13 protein-coding genes, 2 pseudogenes and 1 other annotated feature are annotated in these 20,636 nt (G+C 63.7%); of the genes and pseudogenes, 7 read left to right on the top strand and 8 right to left on the bottom strand.

Features of this window, described 5'->3' with window-relative positions; genetic code table 11:
* Positions 1-56 precede the first annotated feature (56 nt).
* The gene (locus SLG_RS21025) at positions 57-725 is read left to right on the top strand and encodes a class I SAM-dependent methyltransferase (RefSeq protein WP_014077203.1); all 669 of its coding nucleotides are present in this window, start codon (positions 57-59) and stop codon (positions 723-725) included.
* 23 nt (positions 726-748) lie between these two features.
* Here the strand turns inward: SLG_RS21025 and SLG_RS21475 are convergent.
* The 7 genes and pseudogenes from SLG_RS21475 to SLG_RS14250 all read right to left on the bottom strand — a co-directional run.
* Positions 749-929, bottom strand: a pseudogene (locus tag SLG_RS21475) (hypothetical protein); the annotation flags it as partial.
* A gap of 47 nt (positions 930-976) precedes the next feature.
* Positions 977-2,205 (bottom strand): IS3 family transposase gene (locus SLG_RS14280; RefSeq protein WP_148276566.1). Its coding sequence is split into 2 segments (ribosomal slippage): positions 977-1,917 and positions 1,917-2,205, totalling 1,230 coding nucleotides; the frame shifts between segments, so codons are not numbered across the junction.
* Positions 1,808-1,924: a sequence feature (AL1L pseudoknot), on the bottom strand. (Overlaps the previous gene by 117 nt.)
* Positions 2,206-2,265: 60 nt before the next feature.
* Positions 2,266-3,041 (bottom strand): annotated as a pseudogene (locus tag SLG_RS22240) (DDE-type integrase/transposase/recombinase); the annotation flags it as partial.
* A gap of 276 nt (positions 3,042-3,317) precedes the next feature.
* The gene (locus SLG_RS14265) at positions 3,318-4,394 is read right to left on the bottom strand and encodes an amidohydrolase family protein (protein ID WP_014077200.1); all 1,077 of its coding nucleotides are present in this window, start codon (positions 4,392-4,394) and stop codon (positions 3,318-3,320) included.
* Between the two features lie 13 nt (positions 4,395-4,407).
* Complete coding sequence (locus SLG_RS14260; RefSeq protein ID WP_014077199.1) at positions 4,408-7,542, bottom strand: TonB-dependent receptor domain-containing protein; 3,135 nt, start codon at positions 7,540-7,542, stop codon at positions 4,408-4,410.
* Positions 7,543-7,614: 72 nt separating this feature from the next.
* Complete coding sequence (locus SLG_RS14255) at positions 7,615-8,631, bottom strand: FecR family protein (protein WP_083853408.1); 1,017 nt, start codon at positions 8,629-8,631, stop codon at positions 7,615-7,617.
* On the bottom strand, positions 8,628-9,104 hold the full coding sequence (locus tag SLG_RS14250; protein ID WP_014077197.1) for an RNA polymerase sigma factor: 477 nt from the start codon (positions 9,102-9,104) through the stop codon (positions 8,628-8,630). The genes SLG_RS14255 and SLG_RS14250 overlap by 4 nt, the downstream gene beginning before the upstream one ends.
* A gap of 322 nt (positions 9,105-9,426) precedes the next feature.
* Here SLG_RS14250 and SLG_RS14245 point away from each other — a divergent pair, with 322 nt between their 5' ends.
* The 4 genes from SLG_RS14245 to SLG_RS14230 all read left to right on the top strand — a co-directional run bounded on the left by SLG_RS14245 (position 9,427) and on the right by SLG_RS14230 (position 14,625).
* Entirely contained in the window at positions 9,427-11,901 is a 2,475-nt protein-coding gene (locus SLG_RS14245; RefSeq protein WP_014077196.1) for a TonB-dependent receptor, read from the top strand.
* Positions 11,901-13,073, top strand: a complete 1,173-nt coding sequence (locus SLG_RS14240; protein ID WP_014077195.1) for a YdcF family protein — start codon at positions 11,901-11,903, stop codon at positions 13,071-13,073. The genes SLG_RS14245 and SLG_RS14240 overlap by 1 nt, the downstream gene beginning before the upstream one ends.
* A 14-nt stretch (positions 13,074-13,087) precedes the next feature.
* Positions 13,088-14,071 carry a nuclease gene (locus SLG_RS21945; RefSeq protein ID WP_014077194.1) on the top strand — a complete coding sequence of 328 codons (984 nt, stop codon included), beginning with the start codon at positions 13,088-13,090 and terminating at the stop codon, positions 14,069-14,071.
* 89 nt (positions 14,072-14,160) lie between these two features.
* The gene (locus SLG_RS14230; RefSeq protein WP_014077193.1) at positions 14,161-14,625 is read left to right on the top strand and encodes a GNAT family N-acetyltransferase; all 465 of its coding nucleotides are present in this window, start codon (positions 14,161-14,163) and stop codon (positions 14,623-14,625) included.
* A 72-nt stretch (positions 14,626-14,697) separates the two neighbouring features.
* Here SLG_RS14230 and SLG_RS14225 read toward each other — a convergent pair whose 3' ends face one another.
* A complete protein-coding gene (locus SLG_RS14225; protein ID WP_014077192.1) occupies positions 14,698-15,573 on the bottom strand; it encodes a TauD/TfdA dioxygenase family protein in 876 nt (291 codons plus the stop codon).
* A 422-nt stretch (positions 15,574-15,995) separates the two neighbouring features.
* Here SLG_RS14225 and SLG_RS14220 point away from each other — a divergent pair, with 422 nt between their 5' ends.
* Both SLG_RS14220 and SLG_RS14215 read left to right on the top strand, forming a co-directional pair.
* A complete protein-coding gene (locus tag SLG_RS14220; RefSeq protein ID WP_158512727.1) occupies positions 15,996-18,983 on the top strand; it encodes a TonB-dependent receptor domain-containing protein in 2,988 nt (995 codons plus the stop codon).
* A 94-nt stretch (positions 18,984-19,077) separates the two neighbouring features.
* On the top strand, positions 19,078-20,490 hold the full coding sequence (locus tag SLG_RS14215) for an MFS transporter (protein WP_014077190.1): 1,413 nt from the start codon (positions 19,078-19,080) through the stop codon (positions 20,488-20,490).
* The last annotated feature ends 146 nt before the right edge of the window (positions 20,491-20,636 follow it).

Here is a 20,636-nt window from a genome sequence, read left to right as displayed (position 1 = left end):
GGACATGCTAAGCTATCTCTTTGATTTGCTATAGATACTGACTTGAGGAGTTACTGGTGAACGCTCTGCCAACGACCACTGCGATCGATCGGGATCACTACTTTTCATTGGTGGCCGCCTACCATGGGGAGACTACCCGCGAACAGGATGCTGGTGTGGGCGAAGTCCATCCTGAATGGGCGATCGGCTTAGCGGACGGAAGATTCTTGTTCGATCTCATCACCGAGAATGCGCTGGCGCTGACGATTGAGATCGGTCTGTGCGAGGGTGCTTCCGCTGTTCACATGGCCGCGGCACACGCAGTGTCCGGCTTTGGTCTGCACTTTGCGATCGACCCATTTCAGCACGAGTATTTCGGGGGGCAAGGCGTACGATCCATTGATCGCTTTGGATTGACGTCATGGTTTCGTCACATACCTGAAAGAAGCGATCGAAGTCTAAGTAGTCTGGCTGCTGCTGGTGTGAAATTTGATCTAATTTTTATTGACGGTGATCATCGATTTGATGCTGTTTTTAATGATTATTATTGGTCTGATAAAGTTCTCCGTGATGGAGGGTATTTGATATTCGATGAGGCGGGCCGTGATTGTCCCACGAAGCGTGTCAGTTCATTTATTCAAAACAATATGAAAAACTACGAGCTACGTCCCGGCCCAAGCCGATTTTATGTATACCAAAAAATCACTAAGGATGACAGGGGGTTTGGTGATATGATTGATTTTTGACGAATTGTGGTAATTTATTTGGGTTAATGAAAGTATATCAGGATTAATCTTAAGAAATGGCGATACGGGTCGATTTTGAAGCGGGCTGGGTCTTCTGTCCAGATATGGACGACATATTCATAGGGGTGTGAGGCCGCGGAGCGTCTTGAGACGTCGGCCATGGTTGTAGGCGTCGATGAACAACTTGAGGTGCTGTCGCAGTTTGTCGTCTTTGAACCGCCCCGGGATTGTGGGAGGCCATTCGGCTTAAATTATGCGGCCGTGGGAGTGTCGTCCACCATGGCGTAGTAGCGTTTCTCCGCTTCGGCCGGTGGTATATTGCCGATGGGCGCGAGAAGCCGGCGGTTGTTGAACCAGTCCACCCATTCCAGCGTGGCGTATTCGACTGCCTCAAAGGATCGCCACGGACCTCGCCGGTGGATCACCTCGGCCTTGTAAAGGCCGTTGATCGTCTCGGCCAAAGCGTTGTCATAGCTGTCCCCTACGCTGCCCACCGATGGCTCGATCCCGGCTTCGACAAGGCGCTCGGTATACTTGATCGAGACGTACTGGCTGCCGCGGTCGCTGTGGTGGATCAGGCCACCGCGATGGACAGGACGCCGATCATGGATCGCCTGCTCGAGGGCATCCAGCACGAAGCTGGCGTGCGCCGTCCTGCTCACCCGCCAGCCCACGACATAGCGGGCATAGACGTCGATCACGAGGGCCACGTAGACGAACCCCGACCACGTCGCGACGTAAGTGAAGTCCGAGACCCACAGCATGTTCGGTGCCGGCGCATGGAACTGCCGGTTCACCTGATCGAGCGGGCAAGGCGCGGCCTTGTCGCTCATCGTCGTGCGCACCGGCTTACCGCGGATCACGCCCTGCAAGCCAAGATCGCGCATCAGCCGTTCCACCGTGCATCGGGCGATATCGAAGCCTTCGCGCCGCATCTGTCGCCACACCTTCCGCACGCCGTAGACGCCGAAGTTCTCGGTGAAGACGCGCACCACCTCCGGCTTCAACATCTGATCACGCTGAGCACGTGGAGATAGCCGCGAGGGATCGCGCCGCTGCGCCAGGTGCTCATGGTAGGTGGATGGGGCGATCGGCAGAACCCGGCAGATCGGCTCGACCCCATAATCACCGCGATGCTCGTCGATAAACGCGATCATCGCTTGAACGGGCGGTCGAGCTCCGCCTGGGCAAAATATGCGGAGGCCTTGCGCAGGATCTCGTTGGCCTGGCGCAGCTCGCGGTTCTCGCGCTCCAGCGCCTTGAGCTTGTCAGCCACCTCGGTGGGCACGCCGGCTCGCTTGCCGCTGTTCACCTCGGCCTTTTTCACCCACTCCAGCAGCGTGTGCCCCGAACAGCCAATCTTCTCGGCAATGGATGTGATCGCCGCCCAGCGGGACGGATGGTCGCCTTCGTGATCCAGCACCATGCGGACCGCCCGTTCACGAACCTCCGGTGCAAACTTGTTCGTCGTCTTGCTCATCGTAGACCCTTCCTCTCAGGAGTTCGGGCCTCCGGCAATCCCGGGGCGGTTCAGGCTAGCGTAATGGTATCGCTTTACGGTGGCGTCTTTGATGGTTCGGTTCATCCGCTCGACCTGGCCGTTGGTCCAACGGTGGTTCGGCTTGGTGAGGCGGTGCTCGATGCCATGCTCGCGGCAGATGCGATCGAACATATGGACGCTGTAGCGCGCGGTCGGGCCGTGACGATTATGCGGCGCATGGCAGAACTGGGCGCCGTTATCGGTGAGGATCGTGTGGATTTCGTAGGGCACGAGCTCGATGAGGGCTTTCAGGAAAGCGCTCGCGGTGGCGACTGTCGCCTTCGCCTCCAGGTGCGCGAAGGCGAACTTGCTGGTGCGGTCGATCGCGACGAACAGGTGGAGCCGCCCCTCGGCGGTCTGCACCTGGGCGATGTCGATATGGAAGTATCCGATCGGATAAGCCTTGAAGCGCTTCTTCTCGGCGGCCTCGCCGTCCAGCGCCGGCAAGCGGCTGATGCCGTGATGCTTCAGGCAGCGGTGCCGCGACGATGGCGTCAGGTGCGGGATGGATGGCTGCAGTGCATAGAGGCAATCAACAGCGTGTGGCGGCGGAACGCCACGACCATGGCCTCTTCCTCGGTGGTGAGGACGGTGGAATGAATGGCCTGGGGCCCCATGGGCGCATCGCTGACATGCGTCCGCTTGCGCCACTTCTGCACCGTCGTCGGGCTGATCCCGTTCCGACCGGCCAGTGCTCTCACGCTCTCTTCACTATGTTGTATCGCTCGACGAACTTCCTCGGTCGTTCGGGCGCTCCCGTGTGGAATCTGGCCTATAGCTCCTCCCGCCATACATGATCAATCTTGCTACTACACTGGGAGATAAAATACCTAGGCTGGTCGAAAAGGTTGTAAATATCTATCATATTTCCTTTAGAATCATGATTTTAATCTCGTTTTGAGGGACTTATGACTGTCGAAATCAAGCTCATATTTCCCCAAGCGATCGTCGGATCTCAGGAGATTGGGGCGGCGGCCGTTTCTTCTTCTGATTTCACCGGCCAGGTTGGATGCCTGGCCGGTCCCGTTCGATCAGACGTCTCGCTAACGCATTCAGATCTTGAACAAGGCCTGCGCGTTGAGGCCGTAAATCTTGTCCCGCTGATCGGCGGGCAGGGCGCCGACCCGCGCTTTCACGCCGACCATGTCCTGGATCGAAAAGGGATAGTCGGATCCGTAGAGCACTTTGTCGGCGCCCACCTGTTCCACCAGGAAGCGCAGCGTCGCCTGGTCGTAGACGATCGCGTCATACCAGAACTTGCGGAAATAGCTGCTGGGCGGGCTGTTGACGAGCCGGCGGCTGGTCGTGTTCTCCCACATCTTGTCCATGCGGCTGATGAGGTAGGGCAGGGTGCCCCCGCCATGGCAGGCGATCAGCTTGAGGTCCGGGAACTTGTCCATGAAGCCGGTGAGGATCAGGCGCGCGAAGACCAGCGTGGTATCGCTGGTGAAGCCGACGGTATTGGCGAGGCCGAAGGATTCCACGCCCCATTTCTTGATGTCCACCATGGGCACGGTCGGATGGATGAAGGCGGGCAGGCCGGACTCCTGAACGGCCTGCCAGACGGGGTGGAAATGCTCATTGTCAGGCAGCATGCCGGACATGTTGGTGACGAGGCACAGGCCCGCGGCACCCATCCCGCGGATACGGGCCAGCTCCTCGATCGCAGCATCGGGATATTGCCAGGGGAGCGACGCCATCCATTTGATCCGGCCGGGATATTTCTTCTCGGCGGCGGCAAAATCATCGTTCACGGTGCGCGCGGTCTCGATCGCCACTTCCCGCGTGCTCCAGAACACGTTGGGGGCGGTGAGGCTGATGATGGCGATGTCCACGCCTGCCTTGTCCATCGCCGCGATGCGCATATCGAGGTCGGTCATGTCCGGGGCGAGGCGGACAATCGGCGAACCGCGATACTCGATGCTCTCATAGGGCTTGGTGGGGATCAGGCGGGTGTCCGCATCGGGATGCTGGCGCAGCATCTCGACCCAGCGCGGCGTGAAATTATGAGTGTGAACATCGATCACCTTCACCGCCGGCTTTGCCGTCTTCGCGCCAGCGCCCTGCGCCATCGCAGCGAGGCCGAGACCAGCGGCGCCGATCAGCAAGTCCCTACGTTCCAGATTCATCATGTCTCTCCTCTTAGAATTTCACGCGAACGCCGGCGCGATAGGCGCGCCCGGTCTGATCGAAGAAAACAGGGTTGGTCACGGAGTTGCCCGGCGCGATCGGCGGATCGACATCGAACAGGTTATTGACGGCCGCGTAGATCTGCATGGTCGCGCCGCCCGGTCTCTCGATGGTGTAGCGGACCGACAGATTGAAGGTGAGCATGTCTTCGACCACATTGTCGTTGATGCTGTTTGCCAGGGTGGTCTTGTAGTCCGGATCATCGGGGCCAATCAGGCCGGCATCATAGCTGCCCTTGGGGATGTAATGGCCCAGCAGGGTGACGCCGAACGGACCCTTTTCGTAAGTGAGCGTTCCATCCAGCGTGTATTCGGGCACGCCAAGGGGGCCACTGACCTGGCGTCCGGTCTGACCGGCGCGGTTGATGGCACCGGTTGCGTCGACCTGCACCAGCTCGAACACGCGGGTGGCAAGCAGATTGATGGCAATGCGATTGTCCGCGCCGAACCGCCGCGAGAAATCGAGCTCGAAGTCGATCCCTCGCGTCTTGATTTCGTTCACGTTGAGATACTGGTCGACCACCTCGGTGATCATATTGTTCCGGGCCGGATCACGCGTGATGAGCGCGCAATAGGATTCGCCGCCCTGGAAGCAGCGATCGGCGATGACCTGCGCACCGACGAGGTCGATCGCATCGCGGATCTTGATGTCATAATAGTCGGCCGAGAAACGCAGGCCGGGGATCATGCGAGGCTGGAGGACGAGGCCCGCCGTCCAGGTGTCGGCAATTTCGGGATGGAGAGCGTCGTTGCCGCCCCGGAACACGCGCGCCAGCACCTGCTCGGTATTCTGCAGGTCGAAGACCGAGCCCTGGGCAGCAACCAGCGGTGTGTACAGCTCCGCCGCATTGGGCGCGCGAATGTCTCGCGAGCGCGTGCCGCGAATACGCAGCCCGGCCACGGGCTCGTAGATGCCGCCCACTTTCCACGTCGTGACGGCGCCGCTGGTGTTGTAATGCGTCCGCCGGATGGCCGCATTCAGCTCAAGGAGCTCCGCGCCGGGCAGGCGGCGCAGCAGCGGTACGACCGTCTCGACATAGCCTTCCGTGACATTGACCGTTTCCGGCCCGAAGTCCGACGCATTTGAAATATAGAAGCCGTTGGTCCGCGAGATGTCATCGGCCGACCCGCGCACCCGCTCGCTGCGATATTCGCCGCCGATCGCGATCGACACCGGCCCCGAGCCGAAATCAAACAGTTCGCCGGTGAGGTTCGCTGCAACGACATGCTGCTGGAACCGGGTGGTCTGCGTGGACGTGCCGAAGGCATAGTCGCGCGCCTCGGGCAAGAAGCGATACTGGCCGAAGAGATTGAGCGGCCGGCACCCGGCTGCGGCGTCGCGCACGGCCGCATTGGGGCTGAGAGTGTCACGGCACACGATGTTGCCGTTGGCTGTGCCGGTCAGGAAACGCCCTTCGTCCACGGCGTCGAGCGCGCGGTTGAAATTGGCCGTGATGCGGTTGTTGCTGACGACCTGACGCGTATCCGTCTGGCCGAACTGATAATAAGCATCCGCCCGCCAGCCATTGCCGAGGTTGGCGTCAAAACCGGCCACGGCCCGGAAGGTGCTGGTCCGGTTGTCGCCCATGGCCACGCCAAGATCCTGTCCGACGCGACCGAATGTCAGCGTCTGCGCATTGAGTTGCGTCATCTGGTCGACAATGGACTGGGGGAGGTAGGGATTGTCCCTGCGGATGATGAGCGCGGTGTCCCGGGTCTGTGCGCCCGGCGTGGTGACCCTCACGCGGCCGTAAGACACTTCCAGGAAGGGCGTGATCGCGCCCATCTCATATTCCGTGCGCCCATAGAGTGCGTAGCGCTCGACCGGCACCTTGAGCAGACCGGCCGAACGGAAGGGGTTCTGCCCGTGGCCGCTGCCGCCCCGCATGAAGATCGAGGGATATTCGCCGCGGACGAAGGGGACGGGATTGCCGGCATCGTCGAACTGGATCGAGGCAAGCGGCGTCGGCCCGTTGATCTTGCCTGCATAGGTCTGCGTTGCGGTGTGGACGTCGGAACTGATGATGCGGGCCGGCTGCCCGTTCGTGGCGAAGCCGCTGTTGGTGAGCACCTGCCACTCCTGCGCGCACAGCGAATAGTCATAGCAACCGCCCATGCCGCGATTGTTGTTATACTCGCCGCCCACCACGACATGGCCGCGGCCATCGGCGAAGCTGGAACCCGCCGCTGCGGCGATCAGCTGGTCGCTGTCTTCGCCGCGCTGGGAAATGCCTGCCTGTGCATTGAAGCGGAAACCTTCCAGCCGCTTGTTGAGGATGAAGTTGACCACGCCGGCGACAGCGTCCGAGCCATAAGCGGCCGATGCGCCGCCCGTCACCAGTTCCACGCGCTCGATGAGAACGCCGGGGATGAGATTGGTGTCGACGGCGCCGGCAACGGTGCTCGGCACAAAGCGGCGGCCATCGACCAGCACCAGCGAACGCTGCGCACCGAGGCCGCGAAGATCGACCGTGCGCGCGCCACCGGCACCGATCGTGATGCCGCCGGTCGTGGGCGAGGTCGTCGCGCGGAAGGCGGGCAGCTGGGAAAGCGCTTCACCCACGCTGGCCGCTGCTGTGACTTCCAGCCGTTCGCTGCCGAGCTGCGTGACGGGCGTGGGTGCCGTGAACCCCGAGCGGGCAATGCGCGAACCGGTGATGACGATGGCTTCGCTCTCAGCATCCGGCGCTTCAGGGGCCGGGGCAGGCGCTTCAGCGGCCGGCCGGGGTGCCGGCGCAGTATTGGCGGGGGCGGTCTGAGCAGCGGCGGGGCGCGGCTCGACCCGGACGATCGTGAAGCCTTCACCGCGCCGAAGCGGCTGCAGCGGCGCCGTGCCAAGCAGGCGCCTCAGGGCTTCTTCAGGCTCCAGCCGGCCACGGACGGGATTGGAAGCGCCATAGCCCGTGGTCGACGCGGAAAAGATGATCGACGTGCCGCTCTGCAACCCGAAGGTCCGCAACGCGGACGGGAGCGGCTGCGACGGAATGTCGAAATCGGCCGGCTTGGCCTGCGCGGCGGACGCGATGCAGGCACATGCAGCCACGCCGACCATGAGCGCGGCGCGCGTGTTGAAATCAAGAAATGCCACTGGAATCCCCTCCGTTTGTTCTGCCTTGTTCTGTCTTCGAGGCAGCTGGACGGATTCCCCTCAGCAGGCGCCTCAAATTTTTTTGTGGTCGGCTTCGCTCAAGCGATAGGTCCGGTCGGCGGCATGGCTCCATGTGGCGATGCCGATCGCGTCTATGGCGGACAGGAACGTGTTGACGTCGCCTGCCCTGAGAACGGCGCTCATCCGCCGGTCAGCGACGGCTGGCGACGAGATGACGATCTTCTCCGGCAGATAGCGGTTCATTTCCACCACGATGTCGCCGACACGGGCTTCGTCGAAAATCAGCAGGCCGTCCTTCCAGCGCGACAGGCTGCGCAGATCGACGGGCGAAAGCGTCCAGTTGCCGTCACCCGCGACCAGCCGATAGCCCGGCTTCATCACGAGATCACGGGCATGCGGGCGGCTCCTGTCCGCATCGCGCACCGCGACGCGTCCCTCCATCAGCACGATTTCCACGCTGTGTTCGGCCAGATTGACTTCGAACTGAGTGCCAAGAGCGACGACCGTCCTGTCGCCTGCCTTCACGGCGAAAGGACGTTGCCGGTCCGGCGCGACGACGAAATTCGCTCTTCCCTTCAACAGCTCGATCCGGCGGCTGTCTTCCTGCATGGATGCCCGCACCGTCGTGGCGGCGTCCAGCAACATCTGGCTCCCGTCCGGCAACATGACGGTCGAGGTTTTTCCGTCCGGCGTTTCGTAGAGGGCCGTCACGACGCCCGCATCCCGGCTGCTGCCCGGAAGCGCATTCCACAGGAACAGGACGCTCGCCGACAAGCCAAGGATCGTGACACAGGCCGCGGCCATGGCGAGCGGCTGCCGGAACCATGCCGGCCGGCGCGCTTCCTCTCGCATCGCGAGGATGTCCGGATGGGACCGCAGGGCTTCCAGCCCCTGCAGTCGCGCGTTCAGCGCCTCATATTCCCGCCTGTTGCGATCATCGGACAGCCAGCTGGCCAGATCCAGGCTCTCGCTCTCCGTCATCTTTCCGGAGCGGGCGCGGGCCAGCCAGCTGGCGGCATCGTCCGGCTGCTCCATGCCTTCCTTTCGAAGAACCTGCCTCCACGTCATTCTTCGTCTCCAGCCCGCGCGTTCAGCGCACGCAAGGCGAGCATGATGTGCTTCTCGACCGCGCTCACGGAGATGCCCAGGCGCGAGGCGATCCGCGCGTATGTCATTTCCTCGAAACGGTGCAGGATGAAGATCTGTCGCGTGCGGTCCGGCAGGTTGCGGATGACATCAAGGGCCGAGGCAAGGTCGCGCTGCCCCAGAAGAATGCGCTCGGGAGAAATCGGATCCACCGGTTCGGGCGCTTCGTCACCGGACAGGATAGTGGCATTGTTCCGGCGGTATCGCCGGGCCAGGACGTTCGCCGCGACCGTGAACATATAGCCCTGGATATTCGCGATCGGCGCATCCTTCTGCCGCCCCTGCAGGTTCAGCAGCACTTCCTGGACCAGATCGTCGACCTCGCCGATGGGCACGCGTTTCATGAAATAGCGGCGCAGGGCGCGGCTGTGGGTCTCCACGAGCGCGCTATGCATCGATTGCAAAGATCCTTCCCGCGCCACCACAGCTCCATGAGAGATACGCCTGACCAACCTTGAGCCGGATTATGCCCGCCCCCTCAGCGGCGCGGCAAAAAAATCTGCGCTCCGGTGTCCATGCCCGGGCACCTGCCGCCGCTACAGCCCGAAACGCGAGATTTCACGCGCCTGAATCCCGTGGCTCGGACCGCCGGGGAGAGCGCGGCGGCAGACACATTCATATTCATTATCAGCGCACTCCATAAAACTGTCACAGTAAAGGTTCAGAGGGCCGCCGTCCCCGCCTTCCAGGGGACCACGAAATCCATAAGGGGTCTTCATGCTCAAGACAGTACTCGCCGCGGGCGTGGCTATTGCCGCGCTCAACACTCCCTTTGTGCCTGCTTACGCGCAGGATGCCGCGCCCGAAGACGCGAACGAGACGACCGGCGATGCCATCATCGTCACCGGCTCGACCCGCGCCGAGCGCCGCTTCGACGTGTCCTATGCGGTCAACACGATTTCGCGGGAAGATGTCGAGAAGATCGCGCCGGTCAACTTCGCGGATCTTATCGGCCAGCTTCCGGGCTTCCAGACCGAGATCACCGGCGGTGAAGTGCAGAATATCTACCGCATCCGCGGCCTGCCCAATGATGGCGGCTTCGTGAGCTTCCAGCAGGACGGCCTGCCGCTCTTCCACGAGAATGACGGCGTGTTCTTCCGCGGCGACGCGATCCTCAAGCATGACCTGATGACCAGCCATGTCGAGGTCGTGCGCGGCGGCCCGGCACCGATCTACGCGAGCTACTCCGGCGCGATCATCAATGCGATCACCGTGACCGGCAGCGAGGAAGCACGCGGCAAGGTGCAGGTCACGCTGGGCGATACCGGCCTCTACCGCCTCGACGCCTATCAGGCGGGCAAGCTGGCGGAGAACACCTATTACGCCGTCGGCGGGTTCATGCGCTACCATGAAGGCTATCGCGACAATGGCTTCCCCAACGACAAGGGCGGCCAGATCCGCGCCAACATCAAGCATGTGACGGACAACGGGTTCATCAAGCTGAACTTCAATTACGTCAACGATCACAATGTCTTCTATCTGCCGATCCCGACAGCGGACCCGCGGGACCCCGGCAAGTCGCTGGACCCGTATATCGACTATTTCACCGGCACGATGAACTCGCCCGCCTTCCGGCATGTGAATCTCAAATATCGGGACGGCAACGGCGCGATCCAGAGCCGCAACTCCGACCTCTCCGATGGCCGCCACATGCAGATGGTGAACGTCGGGGCCCATTATGAAGGCGACTTCGATGGCTGGCTCGTCACGGCGGCCGCCGGCTATACGCAGGGCAAGAACGACTTCACCGCCTTCTATTCGACGACCAATCCCGTCGACGGCAACGCTTTTGCCAATGGCTATCTGAACCGCACCGGCGGCGCGCCGTTCGGCGCCGTGCGCTTCGGCTATGTGCTGGCGGGCACGAACACTGTCTATGATCCCTATGCCGCGTCCGGCCTGGTGATGCAGGGCCAGTATCGTGACATTCACTCGAGCTTCTACTCCGGTCAGGCGAACCTCTCCGTCGCAAGGAAGTTCGATACCGGCATCGGCACGCATGACATCAAGCTCGGCGTCTACGGCAGCCTCTACGGCGAGGACAGCCGCACGCTGTACCAGAACTATCTGATCGAAGTGGCGGGCCAGCCCCGCACGCTGGATCTGGTGGGCTACAACGCGGCCGGGCAGGTGGTCGGGCGTGTCACCGACAAGGGCGTGCTGAACTATGCCGCCACGCTCAACCAGGGCGACAGCGATGCCCGGATGGTGGCGGTCTATGCCAACGACACCTGGGAGATCGTGCCCGGCCTGCGCATCGATGGCGGCATCCGCCATGAGCGCTACCGCTATGAAGGCTGGGCCGCGCTGACCGAGCAGGCGAATCTCGGCGATGCCACCACGCTGGCCGACGACACGACCCGTGCCTTCACCGGGGTGATCCAGAACCGCAAGCTCTCGCCCAATGTCACCAACTGGACCGTTGGCGCAAACTACGACTTCTCCCGCCATGTGGGGATCTACGGCCGCGCCTCGCACCTCGAGACGCCGCCCAACGTGCAGAGCGTGATGAGCATCAACCCGACGATCATCACCACCGTCGCCGACCAGTTCGAGGCGGGCCTGAAGCTGTCGATGGGCCGCTCCTACCTCTACGTGACCGGCTTCTACACCAACTTCGATCCGCTCAACGCCTCGTTCCTCGCCTTCGATCCGACCACGGGCCGCAACGACGTGAACGTGCCCTTCATCGGCGAAGCGCAGGTCAAGGGCATCGAGTTCGACGGCGCCTGGAGCGTGACCCCCTGGTTCACGCTGAACGCCGCGCTGACGGTCAGCGACCCCAAGTACAAGAACTTCGAGAGCGCCACCGGCGCCGATCCGGAGCAGGCCGAGGGCAACCAGATCGTCCGCCAGCCGAAGATCTACGGCAACATCCGCCCGAGCTTCGACTTCACCACCGGCGACACAGACGTCTCGATCTATGGCCGCTACACCTACATGGGCAAACGCTATGTCGATCTCTACAACAACACCGCGCTGCCCGCCTACGGCACTGTCGGCGCGGGCGTGACGGTCAAGCATGGCAGCTGGCAGTTGCAGGTCGTCGGCGACAATCTGTTCAACGCGCATGGCCTGACCGAGGGCAATACCCGCACCGACTCGCTGAGCGGCCAGGGCAGCGCCGAGGCGATCTACGGGCGTCCGATCTTCGGGCGCAACTTCCGCCTCGTCATCGGCAAGTCCTGGTAATGTTCAGGGCTCCCGTGCGGAGGGCACCGCTGATGGTGCCGTTGCTCGCTATGGCCCTTTCCCTGACGACGGTCTGCGCGCATGCGCAGACCGTAAGGGACGCGGTCACGGAAAGCCTGTCGCAGCGGCTCTTTCCCTCGCTCGACGCGCTGGGACGCAATCCTGCGGCGCTGGATGCGCTGCAGGACCGCCCGGGAGTCGCCTCCATGCTGCGCGCCCGGCTGGACCGGCGCGCGGCCTGTGGCGCCGATCTCGGCTGCGTGACGCAGGCGATGCTGTGGACCGACGGCGAGGCGCAGGTCCTCGCCGCCGCCATGCCGGGCAAGGGCGCGGATGATGGTCCCGCCGCCCAGGCCGCGCGGGAGATCGCGGGCGTCAACATCATCCTGCGCACTTATGGCCTCGGCCAGGTGCCGCCTTATCCGCAGATCGACGGCGCGGGGACCATCGACCCGCAGGAAACCGGCGCGCGCCTTCAGGCCGCGGCGTGGCTGTCGCAGACCGGACGTGCCGGCTCGGTGCAGGCGCTCGATCCCAGCGTGGAATTCGCGCTCGCCCTGCTCGACGGAAGCGACCGCACCGACGCGATCGGCTTCGAGCCTCTCGAAAGCGGCCTCAACGCTCCCGCGATGAAGCGCGCGAAGAGCCTCGATTGGACGCGTTTCCGCTACAGCGCGATGATCGTCACCGGCGTCGGGCCGGAGGTCGAGGGGATGCCGCTCAGCCCCTTCAGCAAATATCATCTTCGCCTCGCGGCGCAGCGTTTCGCCGCGGGCGGCGTGCCTTTCCTCATCGTTTCCGGAGGGCGGGCTCATCCCCGCGCCACCCGCTTCACCGAGGCGGAGGAGATGCGCCGCGCCCTCATCGAACGATACGGCATTCCCGCCGATGCCATCGTCATCGAGCCTTATGCGCGCCACACCACCACCAATCTGCGCAATGCCACGCGCCTGCTCATGGCAATGGGCGCGCCGCTGGCAAAGGATGCGCTGATCGTCTGCAATTCCGGCCAGAGCGCGGCGATCGAAAGCCCGCAATTCGTGACGCGCAACGCGCGCGAGCTTGGCTACCAGCCGGGGACGGTCGGTCGTCGCCTCTCGCCCACGGAACTGGAGTTCCGTCCCTCGCCCCTGTCCGCGCGGGTGGACCCGCGCGACCCCCTCGATCCCTGATCCGGAGAGAAATCATGCGCCCACTTCTTCTCGCCACCCTTGCCGCGCTGTCCCTCATGCCGGGCGTCGCCAGGGCCTGGGGCGGCACCGCGCACACCGTCATCGATCGCGCCGCGATCGAAGCCATTCCCGAGGATGGCCCCGTCTTCCTGCGCAAATATGAGGACTATATCGGCGCCGCTTCCCTGCTGCCGGACAGCTGGCGCGGCAATTCGGAGAATTTCTCGAAGATCGAGGAAGACCCCAATCATGGCTGGTTCCGCGAGCAGTTCACGTTCCTGAAGCCGATCCCCCGCTCGCGCTACGAGTTCGTGATCGCGGTGTACAAGCACTATGAGAAGATCAAGGACAGCGACCCGGAGACCGCCGCACGGACCAATGTGCGCTGGACCGGCACGCTCCCTTATGCCGCGATCGAAGCCTATGACCGCATCGTCGTCTGCATGCGCCACGTCCGCGCCGCGAATGCGGAAGGGAGGGATGCTTCGGTCGCCGAGCAGAATTGCGCGTTCGACGTGATCCGGCTGGGCCACTATATCGGTGACGGCGCCAATCCGATGCACAATTCGGTCAGCAGCGATGGCTGGCGCGGTCCCAATCCCCATGGCTACACCACCGACCGCAGCGTCCACGGACGCTTCGAGAGCCGGTTCGTCGACGCCATGGGACTGACCGTGGCCGACATCGCGCCGCGCATCGGCCAGCCCGGCCGCACGGAAGGTGACATGTTCGACGCGGTGCTCGCCTATCTCGACCATTCGGGCGACAAGGTGGGCGACGTCTTCGCCCTCGAGAAGCGCGATGGCTTCGCCAATTTCGCCGACAAGGACGTTCGCGAGATGATCTACGAACGCACCGCGGCCGGCGCGACGATGCTGCGCGACATGCTCTGCCGTGCCTGGGCCGAAAGCGCCCTGCCGCCCGCCAAGGTGGAGCCTTCGCCGATCGACTTCGCCAATCCGAAGTTCAATCCCGAGACCGGTTCGGCGCCTGACTAGGGCCGGGGACAGGGGGCTGCCCGAAGGGGCGGGGCCTCGCCACACGGCTGTCCAATTGTCGCCACGATTTGCGGCGAGGCCATCATGCCATGACGATCATCCGCCACGCGATCTTCCCCGACGACAAGGCCGCCGTGCTGGGCATCTGGCGCGCGTTCATCGCCGGGTCGCCTGTGAATCTCGATTATCAGGACAATGATGCCGAGTTTGCCGATCTGCCGGGCAAATATGCGTCGCCGAAAGGCTGCGTGCTGCTCGCGGATCGGGAAGGGGAGATCGAAGGCTGTATCGCGATGCGGCAAGTCAGCCCCGAAATCTGCGAAATGAAGCGACTCTATGTTCGCCCCCAGGCTCAGGGTCGCCATCTTGGTCGCGCCCTCGCCGAGCGCCTGATCGAGGAGGCGCGCGCCGCGGGCTACAGGGAAATGAGGCTCGACGTGCAGGCCAAGTTCGTCCCCGCGCGCAAGCTGTACGCGTCTCTCGGCTTTGTCGCGGCCGAGCCGATCTCGTTCAATCCGGTGCCCGGCGCGTCCTTTCTCGGCCTCTCCCTGTAGGCCGCCCGGCCTCGGCCCGCGCGGCTTCGAACGCGGGCTTTGGCAATGGCACGCCGGTGACCGGACGGCTCCTCAGTCCGCCGCCTCGCGCATGGCGGCGATGGCGGATACTTCCGGGCCGGACTCGTTGATGGTGGTACGCCGCATGTCGCGCTTGTAGCGGTAGCGTTCGAACGAGGTGGCGCTGTGCATCGTGCAGCGATTGTCCCAGATCACCATGTCGCCGGGGCGCCACTGGTGGGAGTAGATATATTTCTCCTGCGTGGCGAAGGCATAGAGCTCGTCGAGCAGCCTGAGCCCGTGCTCTTCGCTCCATCCCACGATGCCCACGCCATGCCAGCCCATGTAGAGCGCCTTGCGGCCGCTCGCCGAGGTCCGGACCAGCGGATGAGCCATGCGCGGATAGGCCTTCTTCATCGCATCGTCGCCGAACTGGACGCCATTGCGCTGCAGGGCCCGGAACAGGTCGTGCTCGACGGACAGGTTTTCGATCCGGTCCTTCATCTCCTGCGGAAGGTCCTCGTAGACCGCGCGTGTGTCGATATATTCCGTGTTCGCGCCGACCGGCGGCGTGACATAGGCCAGCAGCAGCGACCATTTGGTCGGCAGGTCGTTGAACGGGCTGTCGGTATGGAACAGCTCGAAGTCTGTCGGCTGCGCACCTTCCGGCTTGGGCGGAATGATCTCGCCGTCCGGATCGAGATTGCCGATGTCATAGAGTTCCGGCGCGATGCGCTTGCCGCCGGCCGGGGGCAGCTCGAGAGGGCCGAAGGCCCGGCTGAACCGGATATGATCCTCGTCCGCAAGGCTCGCGTCGCGGATCACGCACACTGCATATTTCGCCATGGCCGCTTCGACCGCTTCGACCATCTGCGGCGTGATCGGCCCGGATGTGTCGAGGCCGATGATCTCCCCGACAAAGCGCGGATGGAGTTGATTGATCTGCATGCCTGAGCCCTTGTTCCTCGTCCCTGCCGCCGGTCGCCGGACGGCTGGAACGGGCTTCGGGGAGGCATCCACGGTGGGACGCCGCACCATCATGCACCTCTCCAGCACCGGTTTCCGTGCCTTCCATGCGACCGTGGGTCCTCCCGGCCGGACAAAATAGTGCCGTCATTTTGCATCCTGGCGCCCGCTGGGCAATGGATGGCGGATCGATGCCGGGCGCGACCATCGCGAACGCGCATCCAGCCTGGATGACGAAAGCGCTCCCTTTTTCGCGCCTGCCTGCCACCGGCAATTGACGGCACTATTTTCCCTTGCCGCGTCGTTCTCAAAGACGGCGAAACTGAACGAAGCGCGTCACCAGAAGCCGCCAGGAAAGCCGGCGCTGGTTCCGGATGTCACGCGCGACAGGGGAGGGAAGCGGGATGACCAGTACAACCCAACTGAAATCGGGCGCATTGAGCAGGACCCTTGCGGGCTTGCTGCTCTGCGGCGCCTCTGCGCTCACGGCCCCGGCCTTCGCGCAGCAAGCTTCCGGGGATGCCGCCGTGGCGCCGCAGGAGGAAGAGGTCGATCAGGCAATCATCGTGACCGGCACGCGCATCGGGGGTGTCGCGCCGGTCGGGTCCTCGCTCGTCCAGCTCGGCCAGGAGGAGATGCAGGGGACGGGCCTGACCAGTACGGCCGACATGCTCAACACGGTCCCGTCCATCCTGCGCCTGGGCGCGGGCGACAATTACGCCGGCGGCCAGGCCCAGCAGGGCAACACGCTCACGGCCTTCACCTTCGGCAAGTCGCCCAACATCCGCGGGCTTGGCCCCGGCGCGACGCTCAGTCTCGTGAACAGCCACCGCGTGCCTTATGAAGGCGCGAACATGAACGTGTTCGATGGGGACAATTACCCCTCGCAGATGATCCAGCGGATCGATGTGGTGCAGGACGGCGGATCGGCCCTGTACGGCGCGGACGCCATCGCGGGCACGGTCAACTATATCCTGCGGCGCCCCGAGACGACGCTCGAAGTCTATGGCGGCTATCGGAAGAATGACGGTCAGGAAGGCTGGTACGTCACCGGCATCGGCGGCCTCAAATGGGGCGAGGGCAGCGCCATGGAAGGCGGCTTCATCGCCTCTTACCAGCATAGCTACCAGGATTCGTTCGAGGCATCGGCGCGGCCCGATCTCTACAATGACGATCTGTCGCCTTATGGCGGGCCGGCGCCCTCGCTTTATGCGGCGCCGGGCAACGTGGTCGTGAACGGGCGATATTACGCCATTCCCGCCAGGCAGGATGGCACGACCATCAAGCTCGCCGATCTCCTCTCGAGCCCGCGCTACTTCAACACCTGGACCGGGATCGAGGTCATTCCCCGGATCAAGGCGGATCGTTTCGCGCTCAATGCCGAGCAGCGCCTGACCGACTGGCTCCGCCTGTTCGGCGATGCGCTCTACGTGCGCCGCGAAGTCGCCATCAACGGGCCCAACTCCTCGACGAGCAACCGTGTCACCAATTTCGGACAATTGCCGCTCATCCCGAACAGCAATCCGTTCAGCCCCTGCAATCCGAGCCATTATCCCGGCGGGGTCGTGACCGGCCCGGCCGAGCTGCTCGCGGCCTGCCAGACCGGATCCCTCGCCGTCGCTTACAGTACGGTCTACGACATCGGCTCGCCCCGCCGGACGGCGACGACGAAGACATGGAGCTATGGGGGCGGGGCCGAGCTGAGCTTGCCTTATGACTGGTCGCTGATCGTCTCGGCTTATGCCGGCACTTATGACGAACCGTCGCTCACGACCCAGTCCGGCGGCGCGCCCGCACCGAACTTCGCGACCTTCAACTTCTTCTGTGATCCCACGGCCTTTGCCTGCACGGACTCCGCCACGGCCCAGGCCATTCTCGCCGGCGGGCGATCGCTCGAAAACTATGCCAAGCATGACATGCAGGTCTATGCGGCGAGCGCCAGCGGCAAGCTGTTCACACTGCCCGGAGGCGACCTGAAGCTCGCGGTCGGCTATGAGCGCTACGAGGGCTCGCTGCTGGTGCAGAACAATTTCGGCGGCAACAATCTCAACAAGCGCACCGTTTCCTCGGTGTTCGGCGAGCTGTTCATCCCGATCGTGGGGCCGGATTCCAATGTGCCGGCCATCCATCGGCTGGAGCTCAACATCTCGGGCCGCATCGACGACTATAGCGACGCCGGATCGACATCCAATCCGCGGATCGGCGCCAACTGGTGGCCGACGGACGGGTTGAAGCTCTTCGGCAGCTGGGGCACTTCGTTCCGGGCGCCGGGCCTCGCGGACAACGATCCCTTCTCGCAGACCGGCGTCATCCCCGGCACCGTGATGGGCAACCAGATCTCCAGCGCGATCTGCACCGGTTGCCAGACGCTGGGAATGGCGGCCATCTATCAGGCGATCGGCGGTGCCAACCGCAACCTGTCGCCCGAGACCTCGGAAACCTATTCGCTGGGTGCCGAATGGACGCCGCGCAACATTCCGGGCCTGATCGTCTCCGCCAAATACTGGTGGCTGAGCTATGAAGGGCAGGTGGGTGCACCCGCCTTCGCGGTGGGCACCGTGCCGGCCATCAACCAGCAGATCTACAACTCGCAGATCATCTACAATCCGACTTATTTCCCGACTTTGGCGGCCGACAACCCGGTCGCCTTCTTCGGGGAGTTCCCGACGATCGACCAGGGCAATCCGGCCTGCGCGGCCGCATTCGGGCAGGCCGTGAACACGCAGGCGCTCTTCGACGCAATGATCAACTGCTACAATAGCGGCGGCGAGCGGGGTGGCCTGTTCGGCCCGCCGACCGCCGCCAACCGGGTGCTCGCGCTGGTCAGCGGACGTCGCATCAATGCGGGCAAGACGCTCGGCAAGGGCATCGACTTCAACGTCTCCTATGCCTTCGATTCAAGCATCGGCAGCTGGAACCTCGGGGCGGTCGCAAGCTATACGATGGACTGGAAAGTGTCGCCGATCCCGGGTGCGGCGCTCGTCCAGGAAGTCAATCAGCTCGGCTTCCCGCTGACCTGGCAAGGCCGCGGCACGGTGGGCTGGCAGCAGAATTTCGGGTTCGGCCGGCTATTTATCAACGGCTTCGTGAACTACCGGAACGGCTACGAGATCGATGCCGCGCAACTGCCGATCGGCGTCCCCGCGAGCTATGCCAAGATCGACTCTTACACGACCTTCGACCTGACGCTGGGCGTGGATACCGGCGATGCGCTCGGCTGGATGCCGGCCAAGGACCTCAACCTCACCTTCAGCATCCAGAATCTGTTCGACACCGATCCACCGCTGGTCGTCAATCAGGCGGGCCTTGCCGGCAGCGCCATCCGTTTCGATCCGACCTATGGCAGCCCGCTTGGCCGCGTGTTCCAGGTGCATCTCGGGAAGAAGTTCTGACCGGGCAGCCGCAGGGCCGGCTTTCCGGCGACCGGAAGGGCGGGGAGGGGCAAGCCTCTCTCCGCCGGGGAACGCTGCAATCGGGAGCATTGTCGTGAACGATATCAAGTCCGGGCGTGCGCACGCGCCCCTGTCGGAAGCGGCGATGGCGCCCGGCGCGCAGCCTGCTTGGCCGCCGTTGCGGCAGGCCTATTACGCGGCCTGGGTGCTCGCCGCCGTCCAGATGTGCGCGCAGCTCAACAACGGCGTGATGTCGCTGCTGGTCGAGCCGGTGAAGCGGGACCTGGGGCTCACCGACATGCAGATGAGCTATCTGCTCGGCTTCTCCACCGTTCTCTTCTATGTCGTCATCGGCATTCCCGCGGCGCGGCTGGTGGACCGGCACAATCGCAAATGGCTGACGGCCGGCGCGGTCCTCGTGTGGAGCGGCGCGACGGCGGCGTGCGGCTTCGCCCAGAATTTCTGGCAGTTCTTCGCGGCGCGGTTCGGCATCGGTGCCGGCGAATCGATCAACGGGCCACTGGCTTACTCCCTGATGGCCGACTATTTTCCGCCCGAAAAGCTGCCGCGCGCCATCGCCATCTACAATGTCGGCTTCACGGGCGGCACGGCGATTTCGCTGCTGCTTGGCGCGCTGATGATCCATATCCTCAACGGGTTGCCGACCGTCACTTTGCCGCTTCTGGGCGTCGTGCGCGACTGGCAGTTCGTTTTCATCCTGAACGGGCTGGTCGGCATCCCGATCGCCCTGCTTGTCGCCAGCATCGCCGAGCCGAAGCGCCGGGGCCTCAGCCTCGCCCAGCCGCAATCTCCCGGAAAGAGCACACACCGGGCGGCCACCTTGCGAGAGGTGTTTGCCTATTTCCTCCTTCACTGGCGCATCTACGGCCCGATCTTCCTCGGCCTGTGCTTCACGTCCCTGCACATGTTCGGCATGGCGGCCTGGGGCGCGGTCTTCTATATGCGCAGCTATGGCTGGGCCCCCGCAACGGTGGGCCTCTATTCCGGCCTGCTGAGCCTCGCGCTGGCGGTGCCCTCGCTGCTCGGCGCGATCTGGATCAGCGACTGGTTCCGCAACCGCGGCCATGCCGATGCGAACATGCGGGTGCTGGCGATCGGCTTCTCGCTCTCCGCGCCGTTCATGATCCTGGGGCCGCTGATGCCCAACCCATGGCTCGCGCTCGCCATGGGAGGCATTGGTTCGGCATGCATGCTGTTCGCGGCACCGTCGCTGAACGCCGCCATGCAGATCGTGACGCCCAACGAGATGCGCGGGCAGATGACGGCGCTCTATCTCTTCACCATGTCGGCGATCGGCGGCGGCCTCGGGCCGACCTACATGGCCTTTCTCACCGAGCATGTCTGGGGCGATCCCATGCTGCTCCGCTACGCCCTCGCGACATCGGCGGCGATCCTCTTCCCGCTTTCCGCAGTCACCTACTGGTCCGGGATGAAGCCCTATGGTGTGCGTATCCGGGCCATGAAGGCCGCGGGGCTCCCGGTTTGAGGCGCCTCGCCAATCCGCATGCGCCGGCCCGTCTGCGGGCACGGGCCAGCGGAGCAGCATGCGGATTGTGGGCACTATTTTCGGGGATGTCCCCCCGCCAGTGTGAACGGACGGAAGCGAGCCGCGCGAAACAGGACGGACCAGCA

This window comes from Sphingobium sp. SYK-6 (assembly GCF_000283515.1).
In the GTDB taxonomy this organism is placed as follows: domain Bacteria; phylum Pseudomonadota; class Alphaproteobacteria; order Sphingomonadales; family Sphingomonadaceae; genus Sphingobium; species Sphingobium lignivorans.
Note: the sequence above shows the minus strand (reverse complement) of the source record. Positions and strands in the feature narration are given on the sequence as shown.

Bases quoted from the DNA above. Each gene is read 5' to 3' on its own strand.
- SLG_RS14250 (WP_014077197.1), bottom strand. From the start codon at position 9,104: ATGCATAGCGCGCTCGTGGAGACCCACAGCCGCGCCCTGCGCCGCTAT.
- SLG_RS14255 (WP_083853408.1), bottom strand. From the start codon at position 8,631: ATGACGTGGAGGCAGGTTCTTCGAAAGGAAGGCATGGAGCAGCCGGAC.
- SLG_RS14245 (WP_014077196.1), top strand. From the start codon at position 9,427: ATGCTCAAGACAGTACTCGCCGCGGGCGTGGCTATTGCCGCGCTCAAC.
- SLG_RS14265 (WP_014077200.1), bottom strand. From the start codon at position 4,394: ATGAATCTGGAACGTAGGGACTTGCTGATCGGCGCCGCTGGTCTCGGC.
- SLG_RS14225 (WP_014077192.1), bottom strand. From the start codon at position 15,573: ATGCAGATCAATCAACTCCATCCGCGCTTTGTCGGGGAGATCATCGGC.
- SLG_RS14230 (WP_014077193.1), top strand. From the start codon at position 14,161: ATGACGATCATCCGCCACGCGATCTTCCCCGACGACAAGGCCGCCGTG.
- SLG_RS21945 (WP_014077194.1), top strand. From the start codon at position 13,088: ATGCGCCCACTTCTTCTCGCCACCCTTGCCGCGCTGTCCCTCATGCCG.
- SLG_RS14220 (WP_158512727.1), top strand. From the start codon at position 15,996: ATGACCAGTACAACCCAACTGAAATCGGGCGCATTGAGCAGGACCCTT.
- SLG_RS14240 (WP_014077195.1), top strand. From the start codon at position 11,901: ATGTTCAGGGCTCCCGTGCGGAGGGCACCGCTGATGGTGCCGTTGCTC.